The organism is Streptomyces sp. NPDC026500 (assembly GCF_055567635.1).
The window spans coordinates 266,291-291,658 of sequence record NZ_JBVHQB010000010.1 but is presented as its reverse complement, the minus strand read 5'-3'; the positions used below and the strand labels follow the sequence as shown (position 1 = coordinate 291,658).

General features: G+C 71.8%; 24 protein-coding genes. 10 read left to right on the top strand and 14 right to left on the bottom strand.

The genetic code is table 11. The features are described from left to right. Positions 1-22 precede the first annotated feature (22 nt). On the top strand, positions 23-1,081 hold the full coding sequence (locus tag ACZ4N5_RS20630; RefSeq protein WP_467758504.1) for an acyl-CoA dehydrogenase family protein: 1,059 nt from the start codon (positions 23-25) through the stop codon (positions 1,079-1,081). Between the two features lie 171 nt (positions 1,082-1,252). Here the strand turns inward: ACZ4N5_RS20630 and ACZ4N5_RS20625 are convergent, their stop codons facing one another. From ACZ4N5_RS20625 to ACZ4N5_RS20600, 6 genes are all read right to left on the bottom strand, one after another. After that, complete coding sequence (locus ACZ4N5_RS20625; protein WP_467758503.1) at positions 1,253-2,395, bottom strand: LLM class flavin-dependent oxidoreductase; 1,143 nt, start codon at positions 2,393-2,395, stop codon at positions 1,253-1,255. An 89-nt stretch (positions 2,396-2,484) separates the two neighbouring features. Further along, positions 2,485-3,039 (bottom strand): NADPH-dependent FMN reductase, encoded by a 555-nt coding sequence (ssuE, locus tag ACZ4N5_RS20620; RefSeq protein ID WP_467758502.1) that lies wholly within the window; start codon positions 3,037-3,039, stop codon positions 2,485-2,487. Between the two features lie 302 nt (positions 3,040-3,341). Continuing rightward, on the bottom strand, positions 3,342-3,419 hold the full coding sequence (locus tag ACZ4N5_RS20615; RefSeq protein ID WP_356242872.1) for a putative leader peptide: 78 nt from the start codon (positions 3,417-3,419) through the stop codon (positions 3,342-3,344). An 824-nt stretch (positions 3,420-4,243) separates the two neighbouring features. Next, positions 4,244-4,411 (bottom strand): hypothetical protein, encoded by a 168-nt coding sequence (locus ACZ4N5_RS20610; protein WP_261707043.1) that lies wholly within the window; start codon positions 4,409-4,411, stop codon positions 4,244-4,246. Positions 4,412-4,536: 125 nt separating this feature from the next. Continuing rightward, positions 4,537-6,798, bottom strand: coding sequence for an MMPL family transporter (locus ACZ4N5_RS20605; RefSeq protein WP_467758501.1), 2,262 nt, complete (start codon positions 6,796-6,798; stop codon positions 4,537-4,539). 184 nt (positions 6,799-6,982) lie between these two features. After that, on the bottom strand, positions 6,983-7,504 hold the full coding sequence (locus ACZ4N5_RS20600; protein WP_467758500.1) for a MarR family winged helix-turn-helix transcriptional regulator: 522 nt from the start codon (positions 7,502-7,504) through the stop codon (positions 6,983-6,985). A gap of 175 nt (positions 7,505-7,679) precedes the next feature. Between ACZ4N5_RS20600 and ACZ4N5_RS20595 the strand changes: the two genes are divergently transcribed. From ACZ4N5_RS20595 to ACZ4N5_RS20585, 3 genes are all read left to right on the top strand, one after another. Beyond that, positions 7,680-9,206, top strand: coding sequence for an SDR family oxidoreductase (locus tag ACZ4N5_RS20595; protein ID WP_467758499.1), 1,527 nt, complete (start codon positions 7,680-7,682; stop codon positions 9,204-9,206). A 209-nt stretch (positions 9,207-9,415) separates the two neighbouring features. After that, on the top strand, positions 9,416-10,789 hold the full coding sequence (locus ACZ4N5_RS20590) for a cryptochrome/photolyase family protein (RefSeq protein ID WP_467758498.1): 1,374 nt from the start codon (positions 9,416-9,418) through the stop codon (positions 10,787-10,789). 242 nt (positions 10,790-11,031) lie between these two features. After that, a complete protein-coding gene (locus ACZ4N5_RS20585; RefSeq protein WP_467758497.1) occupies positions 11,032-11,769 on the top strand; it encodes a DUF4142 domain-containing protein in 738 nt (245 codons plus the stop codon). A gap of 186 nt (positions 11,770-11,955) precedes the next feature. Here the strand turns inward: ACZ4N5_RS20585 and ACZ4N5_RS20580 are convergent, their stop codons facing one another. Continuing rightward, the gene (locus tag ACZ4N5_RS20580; RefSeq protein WP_467758496.1) at positions 11,956-12,954 is read right to left on the bottom strand and encodes a MerR family transcriptional regulator; all 999 of its coding nucleotides are present in this window, start codon (positions 12,952-12,954) and stop codon (positions 11,956-11,958) included. A gap of 110 nt (positions 12,955-13,064) precedes the next feature. Here ACZ4N5_RS20580 and ACZ4N5_RS20575 point away from each other — a divergent pair, with 110 nt between their 5' ends. From ACZ4N5_RS20575 to ACZ4N5_RS20565, 3 genes are all read left to right on the top strand, one after another. Continuing rightward, positions 13,065-13,694, top strand: coding sequence for a sigma-70 family RNA polymerase sigma factor (locus ACZ4N5_RS20575; protein ID WP_467758495.1), 630 nt, complete (start codon positions 13,065-13,067; stop codon positions 13,692-13,694). 153 nt (positions 13,695-13,847) lie between these two features. After that, complete coding sequence (locus ACZ4N5_RS20570) at positions 13,848-14,432, top strand: sigma-70 family RNA polymerase sigma factor (RefSeq protein ID WP_467758494.1); 585 nt, start codon at positions 13,848-13,850, stop codon at positions 14,430-14,432. Beyond that, positions 14,429-15,181: an anti-sigma factor gene (locus ACZ4N5_RS20565; protein WP_467758493.1), complete on the top strand. Its 753-nt coding sequence runs from the start codon at positions 14,429-14,431 to the stop codon at positions 15,179-15,181. The genes ACZ4N5_RS20570 and ACZ4N5_RS20565 overlap by 4 nt, the downstream gene beginning before the upstream one ends. 127 nt (positions 15,182-15,308) lie before the next feature. Here ACZ4N5_RS20565 and ACZ4N5_RS20560 read toward each other — a convergent pair whose 3' ends face one another. The 5 genes from ACZ4N5_RS20560 to ACZ4N5_RS20540 all read right to left on the bottom strand — a co-directional run bounded on the left by ACZ4N5_RS20560 (position 15,309) and on the right by ACZ4N5_RS20540 (position 20,433). Continuing rightward, a complete protein-coding gene (locus ACZ4N5_RS20560; protein WP_467758492.1) occupies positions 15,309-16,115 on the bottom strand; it encodes a DUF1295 domain-containing protein in 807 nt (268 codons plus the stop codon). Then, entirely contained in the window at positions 16,112-17,380 is a 1,269-nt protein-coding gene (locus tag ACZ4N5_RS20555) for a class I SAM-dependent methyltransferase (protein ID WP_467758491.1), read from the bottom strand. Before ACZ4N5_RS20555 ends, ACZ4N5_RS20560 begins: the two co-directional genes overlap by 4 nt. After that, a complete protein-coding gene (locus ACZ4N5_RS20550) occupies positions 17,377-18,108 on the bottom strand; it encodes a DUF1365 domain-containing protein (protein ID WP_467758490.1) in 732 nt (243 codons plus the stop codon). The genes ACZ4N5_RS20555 and ACZ4N5_RS20550 overlap by 4 nt, the downstream gene beginning before the upstream one ends. Next, a complete protein-coding gene (locus tag ACZ4N5_RS20545; protein WP_467758489.1) occupies positions 18,105-19,430 on the bottom strand; it encodes an NAD(P)/FAD-dependent oxidoreductase in 1,326 nt (441 codons plus the stop codon). Before ACZ4N5_RS20545 ends, ACZ4N5_RS20550 begins: the two co-directional genes overlap by 4 nt. Positions 19,431-19,596: 166 nt before the next feature. Further along, positions 19,597-20,433 carry an MBL fold metallo-hydrolase gene (locus ACZ4N5_RS20540; protein ID WP_467758488.1) on the bottom strand — a complete coding sequence of 279 codons (837 nt, stop codon included), beginning with the start codon at positions 20,431-20,433 and terminating at the stop codon, positions 19,597-19,599. A 120-nt stretch (positions 20,434-20,553) separates the two neighbouring features. Here ACZ4N5_RS20540 and ACZ4N5_RS20535 point away from each other — a divergent pair, with 120 nt between their 5' ends. Together ACZ4N5_RS20535 and ACZ4N5_RS20530 are read left to right on the top strand one after the other, a co-directional pair. Next, positions 20,554-21,156 carry a TetR/AcrR family transcriptional regulator gene (locus ACZ4N5_RS20535; RefSeq protein ID WP_467758487.1) on the top strand — a complete coding sequence of 201 codons (603 nt, stop codon included), beginning with the start codon at positions 20,554-20,556 and terminating at the stop codon, positions 21,154-21,156. A gap of 191 nt (positions 21,157-21,347) precedes the next feature. Then, complete coding sequence (locus ACZ4N5_RS20530; RefSeq protein WP_467758486.1) at positions 21,348-21,788, top strand: SPW repeat protein; 441 nt, start codon at positions 21,348-21,350, stop codon at positions 21,786-21,788. Between the two features lie 52 nt (positions 21,789-21,840). Here the strand turns inward: ACZ4N5_RS20530 and ACZ4N5_RS20525 are convergent, their stop codons facing one another. Together ACZ4N5_RS20525 and ACZ4N5_RS20520 are read right to left on the bottom strand one after the other, a co-directional pair. Continuing rightward, positions 21,841-22,605: an ArsR/SmtB family transcription factor gene (locus ACZ4N5_RS20525; RefSeq protein ID WP_467758485.1), complete on the bottom strand. Its 765-nt coding sequence runs from the start codon at positions 22,603-22,605 to the stop codon at positions 21,841-21,843. Positions 22,606-22,795: 190 nt separating this feature from the next. Then, the gene (locus tag ACZ4N5_RS20520) at positions 22,796-24,331 is read right to left on the bottom strand and encodes an AMP-binding protein (protein ID WP_467758484.1); all 1,536 of its coding nucleotides are present in this window, start codon (positions 24,329-24,331) and stop codon (positions 22,796-22,798) included. Between the two features lie 157 nt (positions 24,332-24,488). On the opposite strand from ACZ4N5_RS20520, the gene ACZ4N5_RS20515 reads away from it, so the two are divergent. Further along, positions 24,489-25,061, top strand: coding sequence for a GNAT family N-acetyltransferase (locus ACZ4N5_RS20515; RefSeq protein ID WP_467758483.1), 573 nt, complete (start codon positions 24,489-24,491; stop codon positions 25,059-25,061). Positions 25,062-25,368: the final 307 nt, after the last annotated feature.

The window sequence follows — 25,368 nt, the reverse complement described above, 5'->3', positions numbered from 1 at the left end:
GACGACAGCGGGAGATTCTTCGATGACCATCCCACCGCATCCGCTCGTCACCGCGGCCCGGAGTCTGGCGGCGGAGGTGCTGGCGCCCCTGGCGGAGCGCGTGGACCAGGAAGGAGTCCCGGCGAGCAGCGTCGAGGCGGTCAAGCGTTCGGGGCTGCTCGGGGCCGTCGCCCCGGCGGCGTACGGCGGGTCGGCGGCGCCCGCGGCGGTGGTCCGGGAGATCGCGGAGATCCTGGCCGGGGCGTGCTGCTCGACGTGGTTCGTGCAGACCCAGCACCACACACCGGTGACGACGCTGGCCAAGAGTGATCTTCCGGTGCGGGAGCGCCTACTGGGTCCGCTCGCGCGCGGGGAGCTGCTTTCCGGGGTCGCGTACGCCCAGTTGCGTGCCTACCCGAGGATCCCGGTACGGGTCGCGCGCGAGCGCGGCGGCTGGCGCTTCGACGGGACGGTCCCCTGGTACACGGGCTGGGGACTGAACGACGTCATGCTGCTGGCCGGAGTGACGGACGCGTCCGAGGCGCTGTTCGCGTTCACCGAGGCGCGCGAGCAGCCGGGGCTGCGCCCGTCCCCGCCGATGCGGCTCGCCGCGCTCACCGCGTCCCGGACGGTCTCGCTGGAGCTGGACGGGCTGTGGCTCCCCGACGACGCGGTGGCGCTGCGCACCCCGTACGAGTCCTGGGCGGTCACCGACCGGCCCAAGAACACCAATGCCTCACCGGCCGTGTTCGGGGTGACGGCGACGGCGATCGACCTGCTGGAGGACGGTCCCGCCGACTCCGCGAAGGAGACCGCGGGCGCTCTGCGGGCGCGTCTCGACGAGGTCAGACGGCAGGCGTACGAGCTCGCCGACCACCCGGTGCCGACCGAGCGGATCGACGAGCGGCTGGCCTGCAAGACACGGGCGTACGACGTGATGCGGGCGGCCACCACGGCGGCGGTCGTGGCCGGCGGCGGGCGGGCGATGGATCTGCGCAGCCCGGCGCAGCGGCTGGCGCGTGAGGGGATGTTCCTGCTGGTGCAGGGGCAGACGGCCCAGGTGCGCGCGGCGCATCTGGGGTCGCTGGGTTCACCCGGGTAGGCCCGATCGCCCGGGCCGCCGGATCGGCCCGGGCCGCGCGGTCCACCCTGGTCGCCGAGTTCGCCGGCGTCGACGGGTTCGCCTGGAGCCCGGATCACCCCGGCCGCCGGGTTCGACCGCGTGGACGGGGTCACCCGGAGGGCGCTCGGGTCACCGGGGCGACCGGTCCGCTCAGCCGGTGAAGGGCACCTGGGCGGCGGGCGCGGGCGGGGTCGCGAACGGGTGCTGCCACAGGCCCTGCGCGGCGAGTCGGGGCAGGACGCCCTCGCCGAACCAGTAGGCCTCCTCCAGGTGCGGATAGCCGGAGAGCACGAACTCGTCGATGCCGAGGGCGTGGTACTCCCTGATCCGCTCGGCGACCTCCTCGTGGCTGCCGACCAGGGCGGTGCCCGCTCCGCCGCGCACCAGGCCGATGCCGGCCCAGAGGTTGGGCTGGATCTCCAGGCCGTCCCGGCCGCCGCCGTGCAGCGCGAGCATCCGTTGCTGGCCCTGCGACTCGCTGCGGGCGAGCCCCTGTTGCACGGACCGTACGGTCTCGGGGTCGAAGCCGTCGAGGAGCCGGTGGGCCTCGGCCCAGGCCTGCTCGGAGGTGTCGCGGGTGATGACGTGCAGCCGGATACCGAACCGGAGGGTCCGCCCCTCCTTCGCCGCGAGCCCGCGGATCCAGGCGATCTTCTCGGCGACCTGGGCGGGTGGTTCGCCCCAGGTGAGATAGACGTCGGCGTGGCGGGCGGCGACCTCACCGGCGACGGGTGAGGAGCCACCGAAGTAGACCTCCGGGACCGGGTCGGGGACCCGGGCGAGCCGGGCGTCCTCGACCCGGAGGTGCTCACCGGACAGATCCACGGTCTTGCCGTCCCACAAGTCCCGGACGATCCGCAGGAATTCGCCGGTACGGCGGTACCGGGCGTCCTTGTCGAGGAAGTCGCCGTAGGCGCGCTGCTCGTGGCTCTCGCCGCCGGTCACCACGTTGAGCAGCAGCCGTCCGCCGCTCTGGCGCTGGAAGGTGGAGGCCATCTGCGCGGCGAGGGTGGGCGACACGAAGCCCGGCCGGAAGGCGACGAGGAACTTCAGGCGTTCGGTGTGCCGGCTGACCATCGCGGTCGTCAGCCACGCGTCCTCGCACCAGGCACCCGTCGGGGTGAGGGCGCCGACGAAGCCGAGGTCCTCCGCGGCACGGGCGATCTGGCTCAAGTAGGCGACCGTCGGCGGCCGGTCCCCTCCGGAGGCGGTGGCGGGCGTGCCGTGGCCGCCGCCGACGACATGACGGCTGTCGCCGTTGGTGGGCAGGAACCAGTGGAAGGTGAGGGACACGGCGGAGCTCTCCGATCGAGCGGGGCCGGGCGGCGACGGCGGTGGCTGTCAACTCGGTTTCAACGGCTACGACTTGGGGGCCGATGGCATCAACCGGCCACCGCCAGCAGGGGTGTACGACCCAGGGCTGCCGAGAACTGGTCCACCACCTGGGCCAGGGCCTCGGCGGTGCCCGGCGCGACGGTGACGCTCCCGTCCTGTCCCGTGATGATGTCCTTGTCGAGCGTGAACCACCCTTGCACTATGTGAGCCGCCCCCATGGAGTTGAGGACCGGACGGAGGGCGTAGTCCAGGGCGAGCACATGGGCGGTACTGCCTCCCGTCACCAACGGCAGCACGGTCTTCCCGGTCAGGGCGTACTGCGGGAGCAGATCGAGCAGGGCCTTGAGGACTCCGGAGTAGGCGGCCTTGTAGACAGGGGTGCCGATGACGACCCCGTCGGCGCGGGCGAACAGTTCGGTCGCCTCGACGATGGCGGGATGCTGGAAGTCGGCGCCGAGCAAGGCATCGGCCGGGATCGTCCGGACGTCGAGGGGAATCACCTCGTGCCCCTGCGCGGCGAGCCGGGCATCGAGGTGGCGCAGGAGTTTGGCAGTGCGGGAGGAGATCGAGGGGCTGCCGGAGACGGACAGGACGGTGGCCATGAGTCCTCTTTCGTGAACGGGGTGCGGAGAGGTGGGCGGGGTACGGAGACGGGCGCGTCGGACTCCGCGTCAAGGCCACGCATGCCGCGACGAACTCCGGTCCCCTGTGCGGCGTTTGGCCCATGCGCACGCTCTGTGGGCAGGAGGGCGGGCTGCTGGAGGACGCGTCGAGGTCCGGGAATTCAGCCGGAGTTCAGCCGACGAAACACGGGCGAGAGGCGGGAGGCGCGCTGGATCGCGACAGAGAGGAAATCACTGCGGGCGAACCGTCCCGTGCGAAGGGGACCCCGCCGTCGGGATCGTCAGGCTTCGCGGCAACAGAAGGAACTGGAGACACGCGCGAGGTCGACGTGGCGTCGCCGCGTGAGGTCCAGTCGCATCTTCATGCCGTCGATCGTCGCAGCCCCCGGTCCGGGCAGTCAAGGAATGACAGACCGATCTCGCATCCCGGACCACCGCCTTGCACGAACGCTTGGCAGGGGCCGTTGTAATGGGAGGTGGGCAGAGACTGCGCCATGCCATCATGCCGAGGTGACTCTGATCCGAAAGGGCGATGCCGCGTAGGTCGCCCGGCGCGTTGCGCGCCCAGAAGCGGTTGGTCCGGGGTGAATCCCGGCGGTTCAGTCAGATCTCGGGGCTCGGGCGTTCTGCCCAGGCTGCTGTCCGGCGCCTGGAGGCCGACCGGTTCCGGCCAGGATGCCTTCGCGATTCACTCGACCAGTTCGAGCAGTTCCTTCGAAGCCCGGGCCGCTTGCTCTACCCGCCATTGGCGAACTGTCCGTGCCACGACCCACTGGACGCCCGAGACACCGTTGAGGCGATGCTGAACGCGTTGCCCCCGCGTGCTCGTCGTGAGCTGAGAGAGATCGTCGCGCGACTGGACCAGGAATTCGAGCGGCGGACCCTCCCCGATCCGAGTGCGCCGGTGCGGCTCGGGGCCGGCTGGTGGCATCGGCGTCTGGCGGGACCCTAGTCCAGGGCAGGTTCGGCTGACGCCATCCCCTTGCTTCCGCGCGCGGTCCGCCGTAGAAGGACCGCGTTCGACCGGGCCGAGCGCGCCCTCGTCGATGGGTGGGGCGATCCGGTGCGGCTGCCGTGTCTCACGCATGCCCGCCGCAACGGCGCGTCTCTGGTCGCGATCGGCGGCAGGGCGGGCCGGTGAGCCGGGCCGACCGCTCGTGGTCCGCGTCAGCCCGGTCCCCGATCAGTCCTCGTCGCCGAGCGGAACGACCACGAGGAAGGCGTCCGACTTCAGGTCCATCACGACCGTCGCCGCCAGGCCCTCGGTACGACGTCGTGCCGCGTACTCCTCCGCGGTCCAGGATCCGCGCGGAGCACCGGCGGGGAATCGTTCCAGCACCTTTGTGCCCATGGCGGCACACCTCCAGCTCTGACGTCGGACCCGGAGCGACGAGTCCCGTGGAATGCACTTGCCCGGGTTTCTCCGAGACATGTCAGGTCTGTTCGCCGTCCGTCGACGGCGAACGCCCGGTCCTCTCATACCTCGACGCGCTCGCCCCCTCGGGCCTCCGGCTCGGGCGCGGGCTCGGGATCGGCTTCGGGCTCGCGGCTCAGCGCCCCCGGCCACCAGGCGCGGCGGCCGATGTCACGGACCAGGGCGGGCACCAGCAAGGAGCGGACCACCAGGGTGTCGAGCAGGACACCGAACGCGACGATGAAGGCGATCTGCACCAGGAAGGCCAGCGGGATCACGCCGAGGGCGGCGAAGGTCGCGGCGAGCACCACGCCGGCCGAGGTGATCACCCCGCCGGTGGCGACGAGTCCGCGCAGTACGCCCTGGCGCACCCCGTGGCGCAGCGACTCCTCGCGGACCCGGGACATCAGGAAGATGTTGTAGTCGACGCCGAGGGCCACCAGGAACACGAAGCCGTACAGCGGCACGGACGCGTCGGTGCCCGTGAAGCCGAACCCGTGCCGGAACACGAGCGACGAAATCCCCAGAGTGGCGAGGAAGTTGAGCGCCACCGTGGCCACCAGGAGCACGGGCATGAGCAGCGAGCGGAGCAGGCCGATCAGTATCACCAGGATGATGGCGAGGACCACCGGCACGATGAGCGTGCGGTCGTGTTCGGCGGTCTGCCGGGTGTCGTACTGCTGGGCCGTGTAGCCCCCGACGAGCGCGTCGGCGCCCGGCACGGCGTGCACCGCCTCGCGCAGCCGCGCGACGGTGTCCTTGGCCGCGTCGCTGTCCGCGGCGGACCGCATGGTGACGTCGACGCGCACCCGGCCGTCGACGACCTGGGGTGCTCCCCCGCCGGGCCGCCCGGACTCCGTCACCGCGGCGGCCGACGCGACACCGTCGGTCGCGCGCGCCGCGGCCGTGACCCGCGTGACGCTGTCCGCGTTCGCGATGATCACGGCGGGGTTCCCGGAGCCGCCGGGGAAGTGCCGCCCGAGGGTCTGCTGCGCGGCGACGGACGGCGCGTCGTTGACGAAGAGCTCGTCGAGCGGAACGCCCTTCGCGGTGAGGGTGGGCGAGAAGGCGGCGCAGGCGAGGAGACCGGCCAGGGCGATCGCCCAGACCTTGCGCGGCGCGCGGTCCACCAGGTCCGCGACCCGGTTCCAGATGCCACTGCCCGTCGGTGCCTTGCCGGTCCGTGCCTCGCCGGTCCGCGCGTCACCGGTTCGTACGTCACTGGTCCGCGCGTCGCCGGTTCGTACGGCGCCGGTTCGTGCGGCGCCGGTTCGTGCGGCGCCGGTTCGTACGGCGGCCGCAGGGCGGGGCTTGGCCGGCCAGTAGGCGGCGCGGCCGAGCAGCACCAGGACGGCGGGCAGGAAGGTGAGCGAACTCAGCACGGCGCAGACCACGCCGATGGCGCCCACGGGGCCGAGTGACCGGTTGTTCGTCAGGTCGCTGAGCAGCAGCGCCAGCAGTCCGAGTGCGACGGTTCCGGCGCTCGCGACGATCGCGCCCCAGGACTGCCGCAGCGCCGCCCGGACGGCCGTGAACCGGTCGGCGCACAGGGCGAGTTCCTCGCGGAAGCGGGCGGTCAGCAGGAGGGCGTAGTCGGTCGCGGCGCCGATCACGAGGATCGAGAGGATGCCCTGCACCTGCCCGTCCACGCGTACGACGTCGTGGTCGGCGAGGACGTAGACGACGGCGCAGGCCAGACCGAGCGCGAACACCGCCCCGAGGATGATGAGGAAGGGCAGCAGCACGCTGCGGTAGACGAGCAGCAGGATCACCAGGACGGTCGCCAGGGCCACCCCGAGGAGCAGTCCGTCGATTCCGGCGAAGGCGTCGGCGAGGTCCGCCTGACTGGCTGCCGGTCCGGCGATCTGCACCGTCGTTCCGGGGACCCGTTCGGCGGCGGTACGAAGACGTTCGACGGCGTCCGGCAGCTGCTTGCCGAGGTCGGGCCTGAGCTGGACGACACCCTCCAGGGCCTTTCCGTCCCGCGACGGCAGGGCGGGTGACGCCTGGCCCACCACGCCCGGGGCGCCGGTGAGCGAGGCGAGTGCGCCGGTCGCGGCGGACTGCCGGGCCGCGGCCGTGGAACCGTCGCCGTCCATGGTCCAGACGACGATCGCGGGCAGCGTCCCGGCCTGCCGGAAGGCACGCTGCTGGGCCACCACCTTCGTGGATTCGGCGCTGCGCGGCAGGAAGGCGGCCTGGTCGTTGGTGGAGACCTCGCCGAGCCTGCCGGCATAGGGGCCGAGGGTGCCTCCGATACCGAGCCAGGCGACGAGCAGGACGACGGGGATCAGCCACAGGGCTCGTCGCGGGGTGAGGGACATCGCTCTCCAGATTTCACGTGCAGATTTCACGTGCAGGTGCCTCAATGAATGACAATCTCAATGATTGAGATATCTCGCAGATCGTAGACCACGCCCGGACTTCGGACCCCGGCACCCACCCGGATGCGCCGGACGACGACCGGGACGCACGGATGCGCGGATCGAACCGGTCGGCGGAAGTGGTTCAGCGCCCGGGCGACCGTACGCCCGAGAGCTGTTCGTTCATCGTCGTCAGGAAGCGGAGGACCACCGACAGCTCGTCCTCGCTGAAGCCGGACCGCACGTTCGCGGTGACCTCGGCGAGGGGCCGGAAGTGGGCGCGCGCGGCCGACCTGGCGTCGGGAACATAGTGGAGGTGGACCACCCTGCGGTCGGGGCTCTCCCGGACGCGCCGTATGTGGCCGGCGCGTTCGAGCCGGTCCAGACACGCCGTGACGGCGCCCGAGGTGAGTCCGAGGTGCTCGCGCAGCCGGCCCGGTGTGAGCGGCTCGGGTGCGTCGAGGATCGCGGCGAGCGCCTGCACGTCGGTGGCGTGCAGACCGTGTTCCCCCGCGAAGCCGTGGACCAGCCGATTGATCTCGCCGTTCATGCGGCGCAACTGAACCGCGAAGGCCTGGAGATCCGTGGCCGTGGTCTGCTCCCGTTCCGGGCCCGCGCCGGGGTCCGCTTCACCCGTCCGGTCGTCACGGTCGTCTCGTATGGCCACGTGATCAGCCTATAGAAGTCCTGACAGATCCCCCGGTCGGGCGTCTCGCGCGCAGGCCGTCCCGTCCGGCGCATCCGCGCGCGGTGCCGACGTGGAAGGAATCAGATAGGGAGGAGGAGGGATCAGGGAGGGGAGGGGACCCCAGGGGGCGACGACGGCGAACGACGGAGGACCCATGAGCGACGACGACGCCCGTACCGGCCCGAGGTGTCTGGTGACCGGCGCCACCGGCTACATCGGCGGACGGCTGGTCCCTGAGCTGCTGGCCGAGGGGTACCGGGTGCGCTGTCTGGCCCGCTCCCCCGCCAAGCTGCGCGACTACCCCTGGGCCGGCGAGGCGGAGGTGGTGCGCGGGGATGTCATGGACGCCGCCTCGGTCGCCGACGCGATGCGCGGCTGCGAGGTCGCGTACTACCTCGTGCACGCCCTCGGCACGGGCCACGACTTCGAGGAGACCGACCGCAGGGCTGCCCGGATCTTCGGCGAACAGGCCCGCGCGGCGGGTGTGCGGCGCATCGTCTATCTGGGCGGCCTCACTCCGGCGGGCGTACCGGAGAGTGAACTGTCACCGCACCTCAGATCCCGGGCCGAGGTGGGGCGCATCCTGCTGGAGTCGGGTGTACCGACCACCGTGCTGCGCGCCGCGATGATCATCGGCTCCGGCTCGGCCTCCTTCGAGATGCTGCGCTATCTCACCGAGCGGCTGCCCGTGATGGTGACGCCGAGCTGGGTGCACACCCGGATCCAGCCGATGGGCGTACGCGATGTGCTGCGCACCCTGGTCGGCAGCGCCCGGATGCCCGCGGAGGTCAACCGCGCCTTCGACATCGGCGGCCCCGAGGTCCTCACGTACCTGCAGATGATGCGGCGCTACGCGTCCATCGCCGGGCTGCCCCGGAGGCTCATCTTCCCGGTGCCGGTGCTCACTCCCCGGCTGTCCAGTCACTGGGTCGGACTGGTCACCCCGGTGCCCGCGTCCATCGCCCGGCCGCTCACCGAGTCACTGCGCCACGAGGTCGTGTGCCGCGAACACGACATCGTCCGCTACGTTCCCGATCCCCCGGGACGGCCGATCGGGTTCGACGCGGCGGTGACCCTGGCGCTCCAGCGGGTGCGCGACGCCCAGGTGACCACCCGGTGGTCGTCGGCCTCGTATCCCGGCACGCCCAGCGATCCGCTGCCCACCGACCCCGACTGGGCCGGCGGCAGTCTCTACACCGACCACCGCGAGCTGACCGTGGACGCGTCGCCCGAGGCGCTGTGGCGGGTGATCGAGGGCATCGGCGGCGAGAACGGCTGGTACTCCCTCCCGTTGGCCTGGGCGGTCCGCGGATGGCTGGACCGTGCTGTGGGCGGGGTGGGGCTGCGGCGCGGACGCCGGGACGCGGCCCGGCTGCGCGTCGGCGACTCGCTCGACTTCTGGCGCGTCGAGGAGATCGAGCCGGGGCATCTGCTGCGGCTGCGCGCCGAGATGAGACTGCCGGGCCTGGCCTGGCTGGAGATGTACGCGGAGGTGACGGACGACGGGCGGACGCGCTACCGGCAGCGGGCCCTGTTCCATCCGCACGGGCTGCTCGGCCAGCTGTACTGGTGGAGCGTCTCGCCGTTCCACTCCGTCGTGTTCGGCGGCATGGCCCGCAACATCGCGCGGGCCGCCAAGAACACTCCCGCCGGCCGAGAAGAACCGGCGCTCACCCACTGACCAGGGCATCAGCGTGGGCCGACCTGATCACGCGTCAGCGGGACCCGACCCGATCACGCGTCCGCAGGAACCGCCCGGACAACGGATCCGCACGAGCCGGTCCGACCGCGCCTCCGCACGAACCGGCCGGATCACGCATCCACACCGGTCGGTCCAGCCGAAGCAGTCCGACGCCGTACCCCTCGCAGCCCTGCCCCGGAGCCACCCCCATGACCGTGTCGATCGTCCTGTTCACCTCGGACCTGCGCCTGCACGACCACCCGCCGCTACGGGCCGCCCTCGACGGTTCGGACACGGTGGTGCCGCTCTTCGTCCGCGACGAGGCAGTCGCCAGGGCCGGATTCACCGCCCCCAACCGGATGGCGTTCCTCGCCGACTGTCTGGCGGATCTCGACGCCGGGCTCCGGGAACGCGGCGGTCGTCTGGTGGTGCGCTCCGGCGACGCGGTGACCGAGGTGGTCAGGACGGTCGCCGAGGCCGACGCCGACGAAGTGCACATGGCGGCGGGCGTCAGCGGCTACGCACATCGCCGCGAGGAGCGGCTGCGCACGGCGCTGGAGGCGGAGGGGTGCCGACTGCACGTCCATGAGACCGTCGTCACCGCGCTGGCTCCCGGCGCCGTCACTCCCGCGTCCTCCGACCACTTCGCCGTCTTCACGCCGTACTACCGCCACTGGGCGCGGCAGCCGCTGCGGGACGCGGTCGCCGCTCCCCCGCTCGTCCGAGTGCCGGACGGCGTCGGCTCGGCGGAGATCCCGTCCCGCTCGGAGGTGTCCCAGGTGTCCGAGGGACTGGCCCGGGGCGGCGAGAGGGAGGCCAGGAAACTGCTCACGGCCTGGCTGCGCGGCGGGATCGGGGCGTACGAGGACGGCCATGACGACCTCCCCGGCGACGCGACCTCCCGGCTCTCCCCCCATCTGCACTTCGGCACGCTGTCGCCGGTCGAGCTGGTCCACCGGGCACGCGGCGCGGACGGTCCGGGCGCCGAGGCGTTCGTACGGCAGCTGGCGTGGCGGGACTTCCACCATCAGGTGCTGGCCGCCCGGCCGGACGCCTCCGCGGCCGACTACCGGACCCAGCACGATCGTTGGCGCTCGCCCACCGAGGCCCGGGACGACATCGAGGCATGGCGGGAGGGGCGCACCGGCTATCCGGTGGTCGACGCCGCGATGCGACAGCTGCGCCACGAGGGCTGGATGCACAACCGGGGGCGCCTGCTCACCGCGAGCTTTCTGACCAAGACGCTGTACGTGGATTGGCGGGTCGGGGCCCGGCACTTCCTGGACCTGCTGGTGGACGGCGATGTCGCCAACAACCAGCTCAACTGGCAGTGGATGGCGGGCACGGGCACGGACAGCCGGCCCAACCGCGTCCTGAATCCGGTGATCCAGGCCAGGCGCTACGACCCGGACGGGGCATATGTCCGGCGCTGGGTGCCCGAGTTGGCGGGAGTCGCGGGGCGTGCGGTGCACGAGCCGTGGAAGCTCCGGGGCCTGGACCGGGCGGCCTGCGCCTACCCGGACCCGATCGTCGATCTGTCCGAGGGGCTGGCCCGGTTCAAGAGGGCCCGGGGCCGTGACTGACTCGGGGCCGTGACCGGCTCGGGCACATGACCGACTCGGGGCCGTGACCCGGTGATCGGGAGGCTCGGACCGACTATAAACTGCCAGGGATTTTACCCGTTGTAGAGATTTCTCACCGGACTGCCGCCGTATAGGTGGTCGTCCGAACCACTCGTACCGGATCCGTCCGTACCGGATCCACCGCGCGGCCGACCGGAGCCAACAGCTCCGGGCCCGCCGCCCCGCCCCCAGGAGGCTGCTCGATGCGCATTGCACGGAACGCGGGAACACTCTTCGTGTGCGGCGCGTTGACGTTGACTCTGGCCGCGCTCGCCTACCCGGCCATGCTGGGCATTCAGACCACGTCCGCCGCCCCGGTCCGCATCATCGCCAATCCGCCGTCGGGGCCGCTGACGGAGGCCGACCGCGACTTCCTCGTCAAGGTGCGCGCGGCGGGACTGTGGGAGTACCCGGTGGGGCAACTGGCCCTGCAGAAGGGGACCATACCGGCGGTCCGTACGGCGGGGCAGCACCTGATCTCGGGCCATGCCGGGCTCGACGACACGGACCGCAAGATCGCCAAGCAGCTCGGCGTGGCGCTGCCGAACAAGCCGTCTCCGCAGCAGCAGGGCTTCGTGGCGACGTTGAGCGCGGACACCGGCAAGAAGTTCGACACCGACTTCGCCAACATCCTGCGCGTGACGCACGGACAGATCTTCTCGACCGTCGCGAAGATCCGCGCCACGACCGAGAACACCCTCGTACGTCAACTCGCCGACCAGGCCAACGACACCGTGCTGGACCACATCACCGTGATGGAGAAGACCGGACTGGTCAACTTCGACCAGGTGGTGATCCAGGAGACGACCCTCCCGAAGGTGCCCGCGGTCAACCTGACTCCTCCGCCGCCGCAGCCCGGCGAGCCGGAGGTCGTCCTGACGCCGCCCGCGAGCGGTGCCGCGCTCCCCGTGAACCCTTCCCCGACGCCGACGGTGGGCTGATCGGCGCGACGACGGGAACGGCGGCCGCGTACGGGTTGGGTGAGACAGCGACCGCGTTCGGGTAGGGGAAGACAGCGGCCGCGTACGAGGGGCTGCCGGACTGCGCAGAGGGGCTGGAGGACCGCGTACGCGGAGCTGCGGGGATGCGGCGGCGTACGCGTTGCCGCGCGGTGACCGTCGGTCGGTTCAGCCGCCGGCCAGGCCCATCAGCGCGGTGAGCGCGTCCCGCAGTGTCGGCGGCCGGAGCATGCCCGGTTCCGGGCGGCCGGCCCAGCCGGGGCCGCCGAGGAGGACGACGGGATGGCTGCGGGCGCCCTTGACTCCCCAGGTGGTGGCGGCGATGTGCCGGGCCAGCGGGCGGTCGGCGGTGGAACGGGTCTGGGACCACAGCACAACGGCGACCGGCCCCAGCCGCCGTACCGCCGCGGTCAGCGCTTCCGGCGGCACCGCGGGGCCGAACATCCGGGTGGGCAGGCCCTGTTCGACGAGCCCGGCGTGCAGCGCCTCCAGCGGCAGGCAGTGCTGTTCGGCCGGCACACAGGCCAGCACGACGGGTCCCGCGCCGGTGGCCGGCACTCCGGGCCCCGTCGGTCCGGAGGCCCGGTGCAGCACCCGGGCGATGTGCCAGGACAGCAGGTGCTCCACCTCCACGTAACGGTCCCCGGCGGACTCCCACTTGCGGCCCACCGCGTGCAGGGTCGGCACCATCACCTCCTCCCAGCCGACGACCACGCCGTGGCGCGTGACGAGTGAGGTCAACTGGTCTTCCACGGACGGCGCGTCGAGGCGTACGGCGGCGCGCGCGAGGCCCTTGCACTCCTGCCGGGGATCCCCGAGGGGCTCCGCTCCGGCCACTCGCGAAGGGGAATCGAGCTCGCGGGCCGGTGTCCCGACCTCGGACGCGACCGGGTCGGACCCGCCCTTGGCCGCCTTGGCCGCCTCGGCGGGCGGCACTCCGGCCGAGGTCATCCGGCACATCTCCTCGATCATCGCCACGTCCTGGGGCGTCCAGCGGCGGTGCCGCCCGTCGGAACGAACCGCGGGCCCCACGCCGTACCTGCGGTCCCAGGAACGCAGCGTGGTCGGTGACACTCCGAGGCGACGGGCCAGCGCACCTGTGGTGACGGCGGCTTCGGCGGATCCCGTGCCCGGTTCCCGCCCCTGATCCGACCGGCTCTCACCCATACGGCGACTATACGACGCAGAAACGATGCGAGTTGTCGCCTCTGTCCCCTGGTTCACACGATGGGTTCACGGGGCCCGTCGTAGGAGGCCCGGAGCAAGGAGCCGTGGCCATGAGCGCAGATCCGACCGCCGAACAGCGGGCCGCCGAGCCTGCGGACACGATCACGGGCACGGACACGATCGCGGACACAGTCACCGTCACGGACGCGGACCTGGCGCGGGGCATCATCGACGGGGACGAGACCTCGCTGGCCACCGCGTACCAGCGCTGGGCGCCCCTCGTCCACGCGCTCGCCCGGCGTTCGCTGGGGGACCCGCGCGAGGCCGAGGACGTCACCCAGCAGGTGTTCCTCGCCGTGTGGCGGGGCGGTCGGGGATATCGCCCGGAACGCGGACCCGTCGCCGGCTGGCTCGTGGGCATCACCCGGCGCAAGATCGCCGACGCGCTGTCCGCGCGGACCCGGCGCACCGAACTGGTCGGCGCGGCCGGCGCCCTGCTCGTCCTCGCCGACGACACACGGACCCGCCCCGAGGCGGGGCTCGACCGTGTCCTCGTCCGGCACGAGCTGGCCAAACTCCCCACACCGCAGCGCCGGGTACTGCATCTCGCGTTCTACGAGGACCTCACGCAGACACAGATCGCCCAGCGCACCGGCTGGCCGCTCGGCACGGTCAAGAGCCACTCCCGACGCGCTCTGCACCAGCTGCGCCACGGTCTGCGGTCGGCGGCGGAGGTCTGAGCGCCGACGGCTCGCCGCGGGCCGCGGGCCGTCCGGACCGCACCGCGCCGATGTCTTCCGTCGGATCCGGACTTTCCTGGGCCGTGGGCCAATCCGCGGCCCGACCGGCTTCGGATCACATCCGAACCACAAAGCGTCCTGGAGGGCCACACCGTGAAGGAAGCCGTGGAGATCGGGAGAAACCCGTCTGCGGAGCCGGACCTGCCGGATCTCATGGCCCGGGTCGCCCGGGGCGACCAGGAGGCGTTCGCCTCGCTCTACGACGTCGTGGCGGGTCCCGTCCTCGGCATCGTGCGCAGGGTGCTGCGCGACCGGGCACAGTCCGAGGAGGTCGCCCAGGAGGTGCTGGTCGAGGTGTGGCGGACCGCCGCCCGCTACCGGCCCGAGCGCGGGTCGGTGATGAACTGGGTCCTCACCCTCACCCATCAGCGGGCCGTGGACCGGGTGCGCTCGGTCGAGGCCTCGGCGGCGCGCGAGCACAGGGCCGCTCTCCTCGACCGGACGCCCGAGTTCGACGAGGTGACCGAGCAGGTCGAGGCGCGTCTGGAGCGTGAGCAGGTACGGCGCTGTCTGCGCACGCTGACGGAGCTCCAGCGTCAGTCGGTGACGCTGGCCTACTACCGCGGGCTGACCTATCGGGAGGTGGCGGAATTGCTGGCGCTTCCGCTCGGCACGGTCAAGACCCGCCTGCGCGACGGTCTGATCCGGCTTCGCGACTGCCTGGGGGTGACGGCGTGACCACGGTGGACCTGCACACCTTGACCGGCGCGTACGCGCTGCACGCACTGGCCGACGACGAACGTGAGCGCTTCGAGCGGCACGCCGCGGACTGCGCCGACTGCGCCCTGGAGGTCAGTGAGCTGACCGCCGCGGCCGCGCGGCTGGGCCTGGCCGTCACCGCCTCGCCGAGTCCGGCGTTCAAGGACCACGTCATGCGGCGGATCGCCACGGTCCGGCAGGAGTCGCCGCGCACGATTCCCCGCACGGCGCCGCGAGGCATCGGCATCCGTCGGCGCCGGCCCGCGCGATGGGCGCTCGCCGCCGCTCTGGCCGCCGCCGCCTCCTTGGGCGGTACGGCGGTGTGGCAGCACGAGCGCGCCCAGGACGCCCAGGAGCAGGCCCGGCAGGCCGAACGGCGTACGGACGAGGTGGCCGCGGTCCTCGCCGCTCCCGACGCCAAGTCGCGCACGACGACGCTGGCGGGCGGGGCGAGCGGCACGGTCGTCGTGTCCAAGAGCCGGGACCAGGCGGTGTTCATCGCCGCACGGATGGCGAAGCCGCCGAGCGGCAGGGTCTACCAGCTGTGGTTCGACGACGCGGGCACCATGCGGTCCGCCGGGCTGATGGACCCGGGCAGCACCACCGAGGCGGTGCTGATGGACGGTTCCGTCGACGGCGCGTCCGGCATGGGGATCACGGTGGAGCCGGCCGGTGGTTCGGCCGAACCCACCTCCGATCCGCTGGCTCTGCTGAATTTCCCCGCCTGAGCGTTCGTGCCCTCACTCGCTGCACCGGTGAGGGCACGAGGTGCTCGCCGTACCGCCTGTGGGTCCCCTCCGGCGGGAGGGGACCCACAGGCGACGCCGCGGTGCCGATGAGGGAACTCCTGACCGGTCAGCCGCGACGCTTCGGTGGCCGCGGAAAGAAGCCGCTGGTGCGCGCCACGTACTCGGTGAAACCAGGGCGCTGTGCCATCTGGCGCTCCAGCATGGGCTTCCCGCTGCCGTTGATCAGGAGGTAGCTCATCACCAGTGGCGACACCACCGTCACCGCGGCCGTCTGCGGACTGTCGCAGGAGAGCAGGAACAGGCCCCACCACACGCAGAAGTCGCCGAAATAGTTGGGGTGGCGGGTCCAGCTCCACAGGCCGCGGTCCATGATGCGGCCGCGGTGGGCCGGATCGGCCTTGAAGCGGGCCAGTTGGGCATCGCCCACCGCCTCGAAGAACAGGCCGAACACCCACAGCGCGGTGCCCGCCCACGCGAAGCCGGTCAGGGGCCCGGGAATGTACTGCGCGGCCTGGACGGGCAACGACACCAGCCACACCAGCGCCCCTTGCAGGAGGTACACCATGCGCAGGGCGTAGAGGTCACGGTTGCCGGGGGCCTTGGCCAGCAGGGCGTCGTAGCGCGGGTCCTCGCCGTGTCCGCGGCCGCGCCGCGCGATGTGCGCGGCCAGCCGTAGTCCCCACACCGCGGTGAGGACGGTGACGAGCACGCGCCGGGCCTCGTCGCCCTCACCGGCGGACGCCAGGAAGGTGACGAGGGCCACCGCGGTGAAGCCGATCCCCCAGGCGACGTCCACGATCCGGTGCAGGCCCCTGCGTACGGCGACGGCGAAGGTGGCGAGCATGACGGCGAACGCCGCGACGGCCGCGAGTGCGAGGTTCTGGGCGAACGCTCCCCAGGGGAAACCGCTCATCCGACCGGGTCCTCCTTCGTGAACAGGTACTGCTGGACGTCCAGATAGCCGGAGCGGAATCCGGCTTCGGAGTACGCGAGATAGAAGGTCCACATCCGGCGGAAGGTCTCGTCGAAGCCGAGCGCCGCGACCTCGTCGGCCCGCTCGGTGAACCGTTCGCGCCAAAGGCGCAGGGTCTCCGCGTAGTGCGCCCCGAAGGCGTCCCTGCGGGTGGTGCGCAGGCCGGTGTGAGCCCGGGTCGCCTCTTCCACCGCCTCCACGGAGGGCAGCAGTCCGCCGGGGAAGACGTACTTCTGGATCCAGGTGAAGGTGTCGCGGGAGGCGAGCATACGGTCGTGCGGCATGGTGATCGCCTGGAGCGCGACGCGGCCGCCGGGGGCGAGCCGGGCGTCGAGGGTGGCGAAGTAGACGGGCCAGAACTCCTCGCCCACGGCTTCGATCATCTCGACGCTGACGACGGCGTCGTACGTTCCGGCGGCCTCGCGGTAGTCGCACAGCTCGATGCTCACCCGGTCGTCGAGCCCTGCGTCGCGCACCCGCCCACGGGCCAGAGCCTGTTGTTCCCGGGAGAGGGTGAGCGAGGTGACGCGGGCGCCGCGCACGGCGGCCCGGATCGCCAACTCGCCCCAGCCGGTGCCGATTTCGAGCAGTCGGGTGCCGGGTCCGACCTCGGCGAGGTCCAGCAGCCGGTCGATCTTGCGGTGTTGGGCGGTGCTCAGCAGCGGCCAGGAGGCGGGGAAGCCCCGGAAGAGCGCCGCAGAGTAGCTGAGGGTGTCGTCGAGGAAGAGCGTGAACAGGTCGTTGGACAGGTCGTAGTGGCGGCTGATGTTGTCGCGGGCACCGGTGGGGGTGTTGCGCTGGACGTCCGGCCGGCGCATCACCCAGAGTCCCCGCAACTTCTGGAGCGGGGCCGGGATCAGCTCGGCCGCGTTGCCGGCGAGCACGGTGAGCGCGGCGACCAGGTCCGGTGCGTCCCACTCCCCCGCCATGTAGGACTCGCCGAAGCCGACGAGGCCCTGGGCGCCGATCCGGCGGTGGAAGGCGGACGGATCGTGGATCTCGATCACGGGGCCGCCGAGGCCGACGCGGGTTCCGTCGGCGAACCGTGCTTGCAGGGGCAGGCGTTCCAGGGCTCGCCGCAGCACGGCGCGGGTGACGGCGGTGCGGGCTCGCGAGGATTGCGGCCGCGTCACCACGTCCGGCCAGCGGAGCGGGTCGATGTCCTGTCGGGGTGCCTCGACGGGGCAGAACTCGGCTGTCCTCATTTCGCGTTCTCCTGGGCTCGTTGCGGGGTGCGCGGCTGGACGGGCAGTCCGCGCAGGTACAGGCGGATGCCGTGCAGCCGGATGGCGGCGGACACGGCGGCGGTGGACCACGGGTGGCGCAGCGCCTGGCGCAGCAGCGCGCCGACGGTCGCGGCCCCGCGCGTTCCGCGTACCGTGGCGGTGAAGGGCCGGGAGCCCTCGCGTTCCAGATGCACCGTCAGATCGAGGCGGCTGTCGGGCTCGGGCAGCCGCATGCGGTAGGCGCCGTCGACGGGGAAGAACGGCGAGACGTAGAACTCCTTGCGGGTCCGCGCGGTACCGCTGTCGTCGGGGTGCAGCAGATAGGAGTGCCGTTCGCCGTAGGTGTTGTGCACCTCGGCGACGACGCAGCGCGCGGTGCCGTCGAGGTCGTGACACCAGTACAGGGTCAGCGGGTTGAAGACGTGGCCGAGGACCCTGGCGTGGGCGAGCATCAGCACGGGTCCGCCGCGCAGGTCGACGCCGTGCGAGGCGAGGAAGTGGTCCAGTCCCGCCCGGATGCTCGGTTGGTCGCCGTCGAAGTGGTCGCGGGGATCGAAGCGGGCCAACGGGCGGAGCGGGTAGGGCAGTTCGGGCGGGTGGTCGGGGTCGGTCAGCCACATGTACGTCCGGTGGCGGAGCGCGTAGCGGGTGGGCGTCGTCCGTATGTGCGCGACCGTGCAGGGATAGAGGGCGGAGGTGTGGGTCACCAGGTCACCCCCAGCGCCTCGGCCGCCTCGACGCCGGACCGGCAGCCGTCCTCGTGGAAGCCCCAGCCGTGGTAGGCGCCGGCGTACGCGGTCACCGGGCTGTTCAGGGCGAGGAGTCGGCGTTGGGCGGCGACCGACTCTGGGGTGTAGACCGGGTGTTCGTACTCCATGCGGGCCAGCACCCGGGCGGGGTCGACGCGGTCCTCGCCGCCGAGGGTGACGACGTAGGTCTCGGGGGCGTCCAGCCGCTGGAGGCGGTTCATGTCGTAGCTCACCCGGACCCGGTCCGCGTCGGACTCGCAGTCGGGCATCAGATAGTTCCAGGAGGCCCGCGCCCCGCGGGCGCGCGGCAGCAGCGCCGTGTCGGTGTGCAGCAGGGTGCTGTTGCGCGAGTAGCGGAAGGCGCCCAGCACCTCGCGCTCCAGGTGGGTGGGGTCCGCGAGCAGTCGCAGCGCCTGGTCGGGATGGACCGCGACGACCACGGAGCCGTACGAGGCGGTCGTGCCGTCCTCGGTGGTGATCTCCACACCGTCCGCATGACGGCGCACGGCCCGGACCGGGGTGGAGGTGTGCACGGCGTCGAGCTCTTTGGCCAGCCGGTCGACGTAGGAGCGGGAACCGCCGGTCACCGTCCGCCAGACGGGCGAGTCGCCGACCGACAGCATGCCGTGGTGGTCCATGAAGCGGAACAGATAGGCGGCCGGGTAGCGGCGGGCGGTGGCCGCGTCGCAGGACCAGACTGCGGAGACGAGCGGGGTCATGAAGTGCCGGGTGAAATAGGGCGAGAAGCGCTGCCGGGCGAGGAACTCGCCCAGGGTGAGGGTGTCTTCGCCGCCCTGGGCCAGCAGCCGGCGGGCGGCGCGGTGGAAGGCCGGCACTTCGGCGAGCATCCGCAGATAGGGGCCGCGCAGCGCGCTGCGCGGCTGGGCGAACAGGCCGGCGGGGCCCCGCGCGCCCGCGTACTCCAGCCCGCACCCCTCGCACCGCACCGACATGCTCATCTCCGACTCCTGGGTGGCGACGCCGAGTTCGGCGAACAGTCGCAACAGGTTCGGGTAGGTGCGGTGGTTGTGCACGATGAAGCCCGAGTCGACGCGGTGCAGGCGTCCGTCGGACGAGGTCAGGTCATGGGTGTGCGCGTGTCCGCCGAGCCGGTCGTCCGCCTCGTAGAGGGCCACGGGCCGCTCACGGCTCAGCACGTACGCGGCGGTGAGCCCGGCCACTCCCCCGCCGATCACGGCCGTACGTCGGCGCGCCCCCCGCTTCTCCCGCTCGGTGCGCCCCGCGCCGCTGTCCGGAGCGTCTGCGGACCTGTGCCTCATCGGTTTCCTCCCGGCCGGCTCCCGATCGGAGCTCTCGGAGGTATTCCGAAGCAGTGGTCCGTTCGGATTGGCCGGGGCGCGATCTTCTCCGATCGGACGGGGAGGTGGTCGGACAGCACCGCGGGCGAACGCCGAAGGGCGCCGGGCCGTCCTGCCGGACCAGTGGCTACCGAACGCCCTCGTCCCCGGCTCCGCCCGTGTACCGGGCCAGTTCCCAGGGGTCGTGGGCGCTGAAGACGTCGACCTCGTCGCCGTGCAGGCGGACGAGTTCCCGCAGCCGGGCGAGGTTGCCGAGCCGCAGGGGCCGGTCCACCTCGGTGATCTGCTGGAGGAGATCCATGCCGGGGTGGCCGGTGGGGCGGTCGGGGTCGATCTCGCGGTGGAAGTAGTAGGCGTCTCCGCAGTGCAGGAGCCATCGTCCGGAGTCTTCGACGGCTATCGCGCTGTGGCCCCTGGTGTGCCCGCCGAGCGGGACGAGCAGGATCTCCGCGTCCAGGCCCTCCAGCGGGCGGACCGCGTCGAAGCCGAACCAGGGGTCCCCCGCGGGCTCCGCGTAGGTGACCCAGTGCGGGCGGTGCGCCCACTGGGCCGGGCGGTAGCGGACGCGGTCCTCGGGGTGGGCGCCGGGTGCCGCCATGGCCGCGCGATGCTCGGCCTCGCTCAGATGGACCTTGGCCCAGGGGAAGTCGGGAAGGCCGCCGGCGTGGTCGAGGTCGAGATGGCTGAGCACGATGTGCCGTACGTCCTCGGGCCCGAAGCCGAGCGCGGTGACCTGGTGCAGCGCGGTCTCGGCCAGGTCCAGTACCGGCTGGGCGCGGCCGAGGAAGTCCACGCCGAGGCTCTCCTCGGGGCGCGCCACATCGGTCGTACCGATGCCGCTCTCGACCAGGACGAGGCCGTCGCGGTCGGTTTCGACGAGCAGGCAGTGGCACACAGCGGGCAGGCTTCCCTCCTCGCTGTCGATCGTCCGCAGGGAGCCGCAGTTCAGGTGGTGGATCTTCACGATGAGTCCCTTCAGGCGCCGCCCTCGGATGCCCCTGGGCGGCGGCACGGAGCCGCGTCGAACATAGATAACGAACGTTCGTAAGCTAATAGCGAACGATCGTTAGGTTAAGCTGGCCGCATGAGCCCGCGCAAGTCCGTCGCCGAAACCGCCGCCACCCGCGACCGGATCATCGACAGCGCCCTCACGCTGGCCTCCGCGGAAGGCCTCGAAGGCCTCACCATCGGACGCCTCGCCACCGACCTGGCGATGAGCAAGGCCGGCGTGATCGGTCACTTCGGCAGCAAGGAGGCGCTCCAGCTCGCCGTCCTGGAATCGGCGGTCGAGCGGTTCACCCGGCGCGTGCCCGCACGGGCCGTCGGGGCCAGGCCCGGCACGGAGCGGCTGACCCGCACGTACGACGAATGGATCGCCTACATGGCCGAGGGCGAGGGGCACGGGGGCTGCTTCCTCACCTCGGTGGCGAGCGAGTTCGACGGCCGCCCCGGCCCGGTCCGCGACGCGGTCCTGGCCGCGCTGGGCGCGTGGACGGCGTACATCCTGGCGGAACTGAACACGGCGGTCGAGACCCGCCAGCTCCCCGAACGCACCGACGTGGACCAGCTCGCCTTCGAACTGGGCGGCGTGATCCTCGCGGCCGGCCAGTCGATCAAGCTGCACCGCGACCCACAGGCCCCGGCCCGGGCGCGCCGCGCCATCGCCCGCCTGCTCATCGCCCCCTGACGCGACCTCACGGGACCGGCGAAACCCGCGGAACGACGGGTTCGCCGAGCCGATCGGCCATGACATCACTTATGCGACTTCTCTACACATAAGGATGAAATAAGCGCAGAATGGTGCTACGCGGTCTCGACCGCACACCGGTTCGGGCGCGGTCCGGCCGTGGGATCGGAACAGATCGAAGGAGCCGAGTCATGGCCGACGTCTCACATCCCCGTGGCGACATCACCAGCCACCCGGATGCATCCGAAATGCGCGCCCGGTACGAGCGCGTGATCAGTGGTCGCGACGTGCCGCTCGTGGACGGGCCGGTGTTCCTGCTCGGCCTGTACTGCGCCGCGTCCCCGTGGATACTCCACTACACGACGAGCCAGCCGGACCTGGCGACGCACAACCTGATCATGGGGATCGCGATCGGTGTGCTGGCTCTTGGATTCACCGCCACGCCGGGAAGGATGTACGGCCTCAGCTGGGCGATCTGCGCGATGGGCACCTGGATGATCATCTCGCCGTGGATCGTCGGCAGCAGCCCGGACACCGGAGTCGCGCTCAACAGCATCATCATCGGCGCGCTGGCCGTGGCGCTCGGTGCGGTGTGCGCGCTCACGGCGGAGAGAAACGGCAGCCGGAGGTAGACCCGCGGCAGTACGGGCGCCCGGCCTCCGGGGCCGGGAACCCGCGTCCGGTTCAGCGGCTCGGCATGAGCCACGGTTCCTGGGGCAGCGGACTGCCGGTCTCCAGCAGGGACTTCAGGTTGGACAGCACCGCGGCCCAGCCGGAGGTGGCGTCGCGCAGCGCGTCCTCGTCGGGCAGATCCTCGTGCGTCACCGTCAGCCGCACGATGTCGGCGTGCGGCTGGATGTCGAAGGTGACGCGGGAGTGCTTGTCCGCGTCGCCCTCCCCCTCGGGAGCGGCCAACGTCACGAGGCGGGTCGGACGCTCGCTCTCCACGACGGTCCCGACCACGTCGGCGATACCGGAGCCGTCCGTGCGCCGGTGCTCCCAGCGGGATCCGGTCCGCCAGTCCGAGACATTGCTGTGGCCCCAGTAGGCGGCGGTGAGATCGGCGTCGGTGAGCGCGTCCCAGACCTTTTCGGGGGTGCTCCGGATGTAGGTGGCGTAGACGAATTTCGGCTTGTCGGTCATGGCTTCCTCGGCTCGTTCCTTGAGGGCGCCGAGCGCGCGCAGCCGCGGGCGCTCGAACTTGTCGATCCACCGCTCCTGGATCTCGTGGAGCGGCACCGGATTCAGGTAGTGCAGCTTTTCCCGCCCCCGCCGCACGCTGCTGACGAGGTTGGCGGCCTCCAGGACGGCCAGGTGCTGCGTCACCGACTGGCGTGTCATGTCGATGTGTTCGCACAGCTCGCCGAGTGTCTGGCCGCTGTGGCCGTGGAGCCGGTCGAGCAGCCGCCTCCGGGTGACGTCGGCGAGCGCCTTGAAGACCTGGTCCATTCCGGAGTCGCTTCCTGATCGCACACCCAAAGTTATGCAGGCAATCACCTGCATGTCAAACTCCGGGAGATCCGAGGACCTGCCGTCGCCGACGCGCCCGGGGTTCGGCGGTACGCCTGTGGGCCGGCCCTTCGGCGGAGCCTGCGGCCCGGCTGTCGCAGGGCAGGTGGCGGGAGACCGGGGGAAACGGTCAGTTGACGTCCCGGTCGCGCCCTTCCCAGTACGGCTTGCGCAGCTTGTACTTCTGGAGCTTGCCGGTGGCCGTCCGGGCCAGCCCGCTCCGGAACTCCACCGAGGTCGGCGCCTTGTACCCGGCGAGGCGCTCCTTGCAGTACTGGATCAGCTCGCTCTCGGTCGCCTCCGCGTCCGGAGCGAGGACCACCAGGGCCTTGACGGTCTCGCCCCACTTCTCGTGCGGCACGCCGATCACCGCGACCTCGGCGACCGCGGGATGGCTGAAGAGCGCGTCCTCCACCTCGATCGAGGACACGTTCTCACCGCCCGTGATGATCACGTCCTTCTTGCGGTCGCTGATCGTCAGATATCCGTCCTCGCCGATCGATCCACCGTCGCCGGTGTGGAACCAGCCGTCGGCCAGCGCCCGTTCGGTCTCCGCGGGCTGCTCCCAGTACCCCTCCAGTACGACGTTGGAGCGCGCGAGGATCTCGCCGTCGCCGGCGGTCCGCAGGGTCACGCCCAGCGCGGGGACGCCGGCGCGCACCAGTTTCTCGGCGCGGGCCTGCGGGTCGAGGTCGTCCCATTCGGAGCGGGTGCGGTTGACGGTGAGCAGGGGTGAGGTCTCGGTGAGCCCGTAGATCTGGATGAACTCCCAGCCCAGCAGGGACTCGACGCGGGCGACGGTCCTGGTGGGCGGGGGCGCTCCGGCGACGATGATGCGGACCCGGTCGCGGCCGGGGATCTCTCCTTCCCAGGACTCGGCGGCGGCCAGCACCGCGTTGACGACGGCAGGCGCCGCGCACATCACCGTCCCCCCGTGCTCGGCCACCCGGCGCAGGATCTCCGCCCCGTCGACCTTGCGCAGGGCGATCTGCCGGACGCCGAGGCCCGCCATCGCAAAAGGCATCCCCCACCCGTTCGCGTGAAACATGGGCAGGGTGTGCAGGTACACATCGCGGTCGGTGACACCCGCGTGCAGGGCGAAGGTCGTGGCGTTGACCCAGATGTTGCGGTGCGTGATCTGTACGCCCTTGGGCCGGGCCGTCGTGCCGCTGGTGTAGTTGATCGTCGCGGTGGCGTTCTCGTCCGCCTCCCAGGCGCGGGGTTCGGTGTCGAAGCGGTACAGCTCGGCGTCCGCGGCGGCGCCGAGGGTGAAGCGGTGCTTGCAGCCGACCCCGGCGAAGCGGTCGGTCAGTTCGGGGTCGATGAGCAGGACGTCGGCGCCCGAGTGCTCGACGATGTAACTCACCTCGTCGGCCGTCAGACGGAAGTTGACCGGTACGAGGACGCGGCCGTGGCCGCTGACGCCGAAGAACGAGGTGAGCAGCCTGGCGCTGTTGGGCGAGACGACGGCCACGCGCGCGCCGTGCGGGACGTCCAGCGCGTCGAGCCCGGCGGCCTGGGCTCTGGCCAGCTCTCCGACGCGCCGGTAGGTCAGCCCCTCCCAGGACTCGGCCGGCTGGTCCGGTTCGTCGACGACGCCGACGCGGTCGCCGTACACGGTGACGGCGCGGTCCAGGAAATCACGGGCCCCGAAGGGGACGAGCATCACGGCCTCCCGACGATCGGACGATGTCCCAGTTCTATCCCGGCCACGCGCCCGCGCACCCGGACAACCCCCAAGTGGCGTCGACCGCCGTGTCCGTATCCATGTGCGTGTCCCCGCGTCCTTGGCCGTCGCCCGCCCGACGCGTCACGATCGTCCGATGGACAGCCGACCGAGCTTCGACTTCCCCGGGCCGCTGCGCATCGACGGGCTGGGGCTGCATCTGCGCGAGTGGTCCGACGACGATGTCGCGGATCTCGTCGCGCTCTACGACGATCCAGAGATCGACCGATGGACGCCGGTCACCTCTCCCTTCGACACCGAGGCGGCACTCGCCTACCTCGCGGCGGCGGAGCAGAAGAACGCCGAGCGGCGGGGCGTACAGCTGGCCATCACCACGGACGGCCGGCGGCCCCGGGGCGAGATCCTGCTGTTCCCCGGCACGGCCGACGACCGGGACGTCGAGCTGGCCTACGGCGTGGGGGCCGCGTACCGGGGCCGGGGGCTCGCGAGCCGCGCGGTCCGGCTCGTCGTGGACTTCGCCCACCGTCACGTCGGCGGACGGCGCATCGTGCTGTGCATCGAGGACGGGAACACGGCGAGCGAGGGTGTCGCCGCGTCGGCGGGTTTCGTCCTCGCCGGTGACGAGCCCGTCCTCCGCACGGCGAAGGGCCGGGACGTGGTCCTTCGAACGTGGAGCCATCTGGAAGGCGACGGCCCGTACCCCGGGTGAGGGGACCATCTCGGACGAGAGCCCCTCGGGAGGGGGAAACGCCTCTGCCGAGGGGGCCCTCCGGTGAGGAGCCCCCTCCTCGGGGAGAGGACCCCTCAGACAGCCGCCGGCCGCTTCCGCTCACGTCCCGCCGACCACAACGGCACCACGGCCTCCGAACGGTTCGAAGGACGGGTCATCGGCCCCGGACCGCAGCGGAAGCCGGCGAACAGCCGTCACGGGGCGCCTGTCGGCCGACGACTGCCATGGCCGACCCCGTCCACCGTGGCGGCCGCCGACCGGATGCCCGGTGGTCCGGTGGGCGCCC

What these genes read in the sequence shown, in the direction of transcription:
- ACZ4N5_RS20630 (WP_467758504.1), top strand. Translation starts at nt 23, where the DNA reads ATGACCATCCCACCGCATCCGCTCGTCACCGCGGCCCGGAGTCTGGCG.
- ssuE (WP_467758502.1), bottom strand. Translation starts at nt 3,039, where the DNA reads ATGGCCACCGTCCTGTCCGTCTCCGGCAGCCCCTCGATCTCCTCCCGC.
- ACZ4N5_RS20615 (WP_356242872.1), bottom strand. Translation starts at nt 3,419, where the DNA reads ATGCGACTGGACCTCACGCGGCGACGCCACGTCGACCTCGCGCGTGTC.
- ACZ4N5_RS20610 (WP_261707043.1), bottom strand. Translation starts at nt 4,411, where the DNA reads ATGGGCACAAAGGTGCTGGAACGATTCCCCGCCGGTGCTCCGCGCGGA.
- ACZ4N5_RS20605 (WP_467758501.1), bottom strand. Translation starts at nt 6,798, where the DNA reads ATGTCCCTCACCCCGCGACGAGCCCTGTGGCTGATCCCCGTCGTCCTG.
- ACZ4N5_RS20595 (WP_467758499.1), top strand. Translation starts at nt 7,680, where the DNA reads ATGAGCGACGACGACGCCCGTACCGGCCCGAGGTGTCTGGTGACCGGC.
- ACZ4N5_RS20590 (WP_467758498.1), top strand. Translation starts at nt 9,416, where the DNA reads ATGACCGTGTCGATCGTCCTGTTCACCTCGGACCTGCGCCTGCACGAC.
- ACZ4N5_RS20585 (WP_467758497.1), top strand. Translation starts at nt 11,032, where the DNA reads ATGCGCATTGCACGGAACGCGGGAACACTCTTCGTGTGCGGCGCGTTG.
- ACZ4N5_RS20580 (WP_467758496.1), bottom strand. Translation starts at nt 12,954, where the DNA reads ATGGGTGAGAGCCGGTCGGATCAGGGGCGGGAACCGGGCACGGGATCC.
- ACZ4N5_RS20575 (WP_467758495.1), top strand. Translation starts at nt 13,065, where the DNA reads ATGAGCGCAGATCCGACCGCCGAACAGCGGGCCGCCGAGCCTGCGGAC.
- ACZ4N5_RS20560 (WP_467758492.1), bottom strand. Translation starts at nt 16,115, where the DNA reads ATGAGCGGTTTCCCCTGGGGAGCGTTCGCCCAGAACCTCGCACTCGCG.
- ACZ4N5_RS20555 (WP_467758491.1), bottom strand. Translation starts at nt 17,380, where the DNA reads ATGAGGACAGCCGAGTTCTGCCCCGTCGAGGCACCCCGACAGGACATC.
- ACZ4N5_RS20545 (WP_467758489.1), bottom strand. Translation starts at nt 19,430, where the DNA reads ATGAGGCACAGGTCCGCAGACGCTCCGGACAGCGGCGCGGGGCGCACC.
- ACZ4N5_RS20535 (WP_467758487.1), top strand. Translation starts at nt 20,554, where the DNA reads ATGAGCCCGCGCAAGTCCGTCGCCGAAACCGCCGCCACCCGCGACCGG.
- ACZ4N5_RS20530 (WP_467758486.1), top strand. Translation starts at nt 21,348, where the DNA reads ATGGCCGACGTCTCACATCCCCGTGGCGACATCACCAGCCACCCGGAT.
- ACZ4N5_RS20525 (WP_467758485.1), bottom strand. Translation starts at nt 22,605, where the DNA reads ATGGACCAGGTCTTCAAGGCGCTCGCCGACGTCACCCGGAGGCGGCTG.
- ACZ4N5_RS20520 (WP_467758484.1), bottom strand. Translation starts at nt 24,331, where the DNA reads ATGCTCGTCCCCTTCGGGGCCCGTGATTTCCTGGACCGCGCCGTCACC.
- ACZ4N5_RS20515 (WP_467758483.1), top strand. Translation starts at nt 24,489, where the DNA reads ATGGACAGCCGACCGAGCTTCGACTTCCCCGGGCCGCTGCGCATCGAC.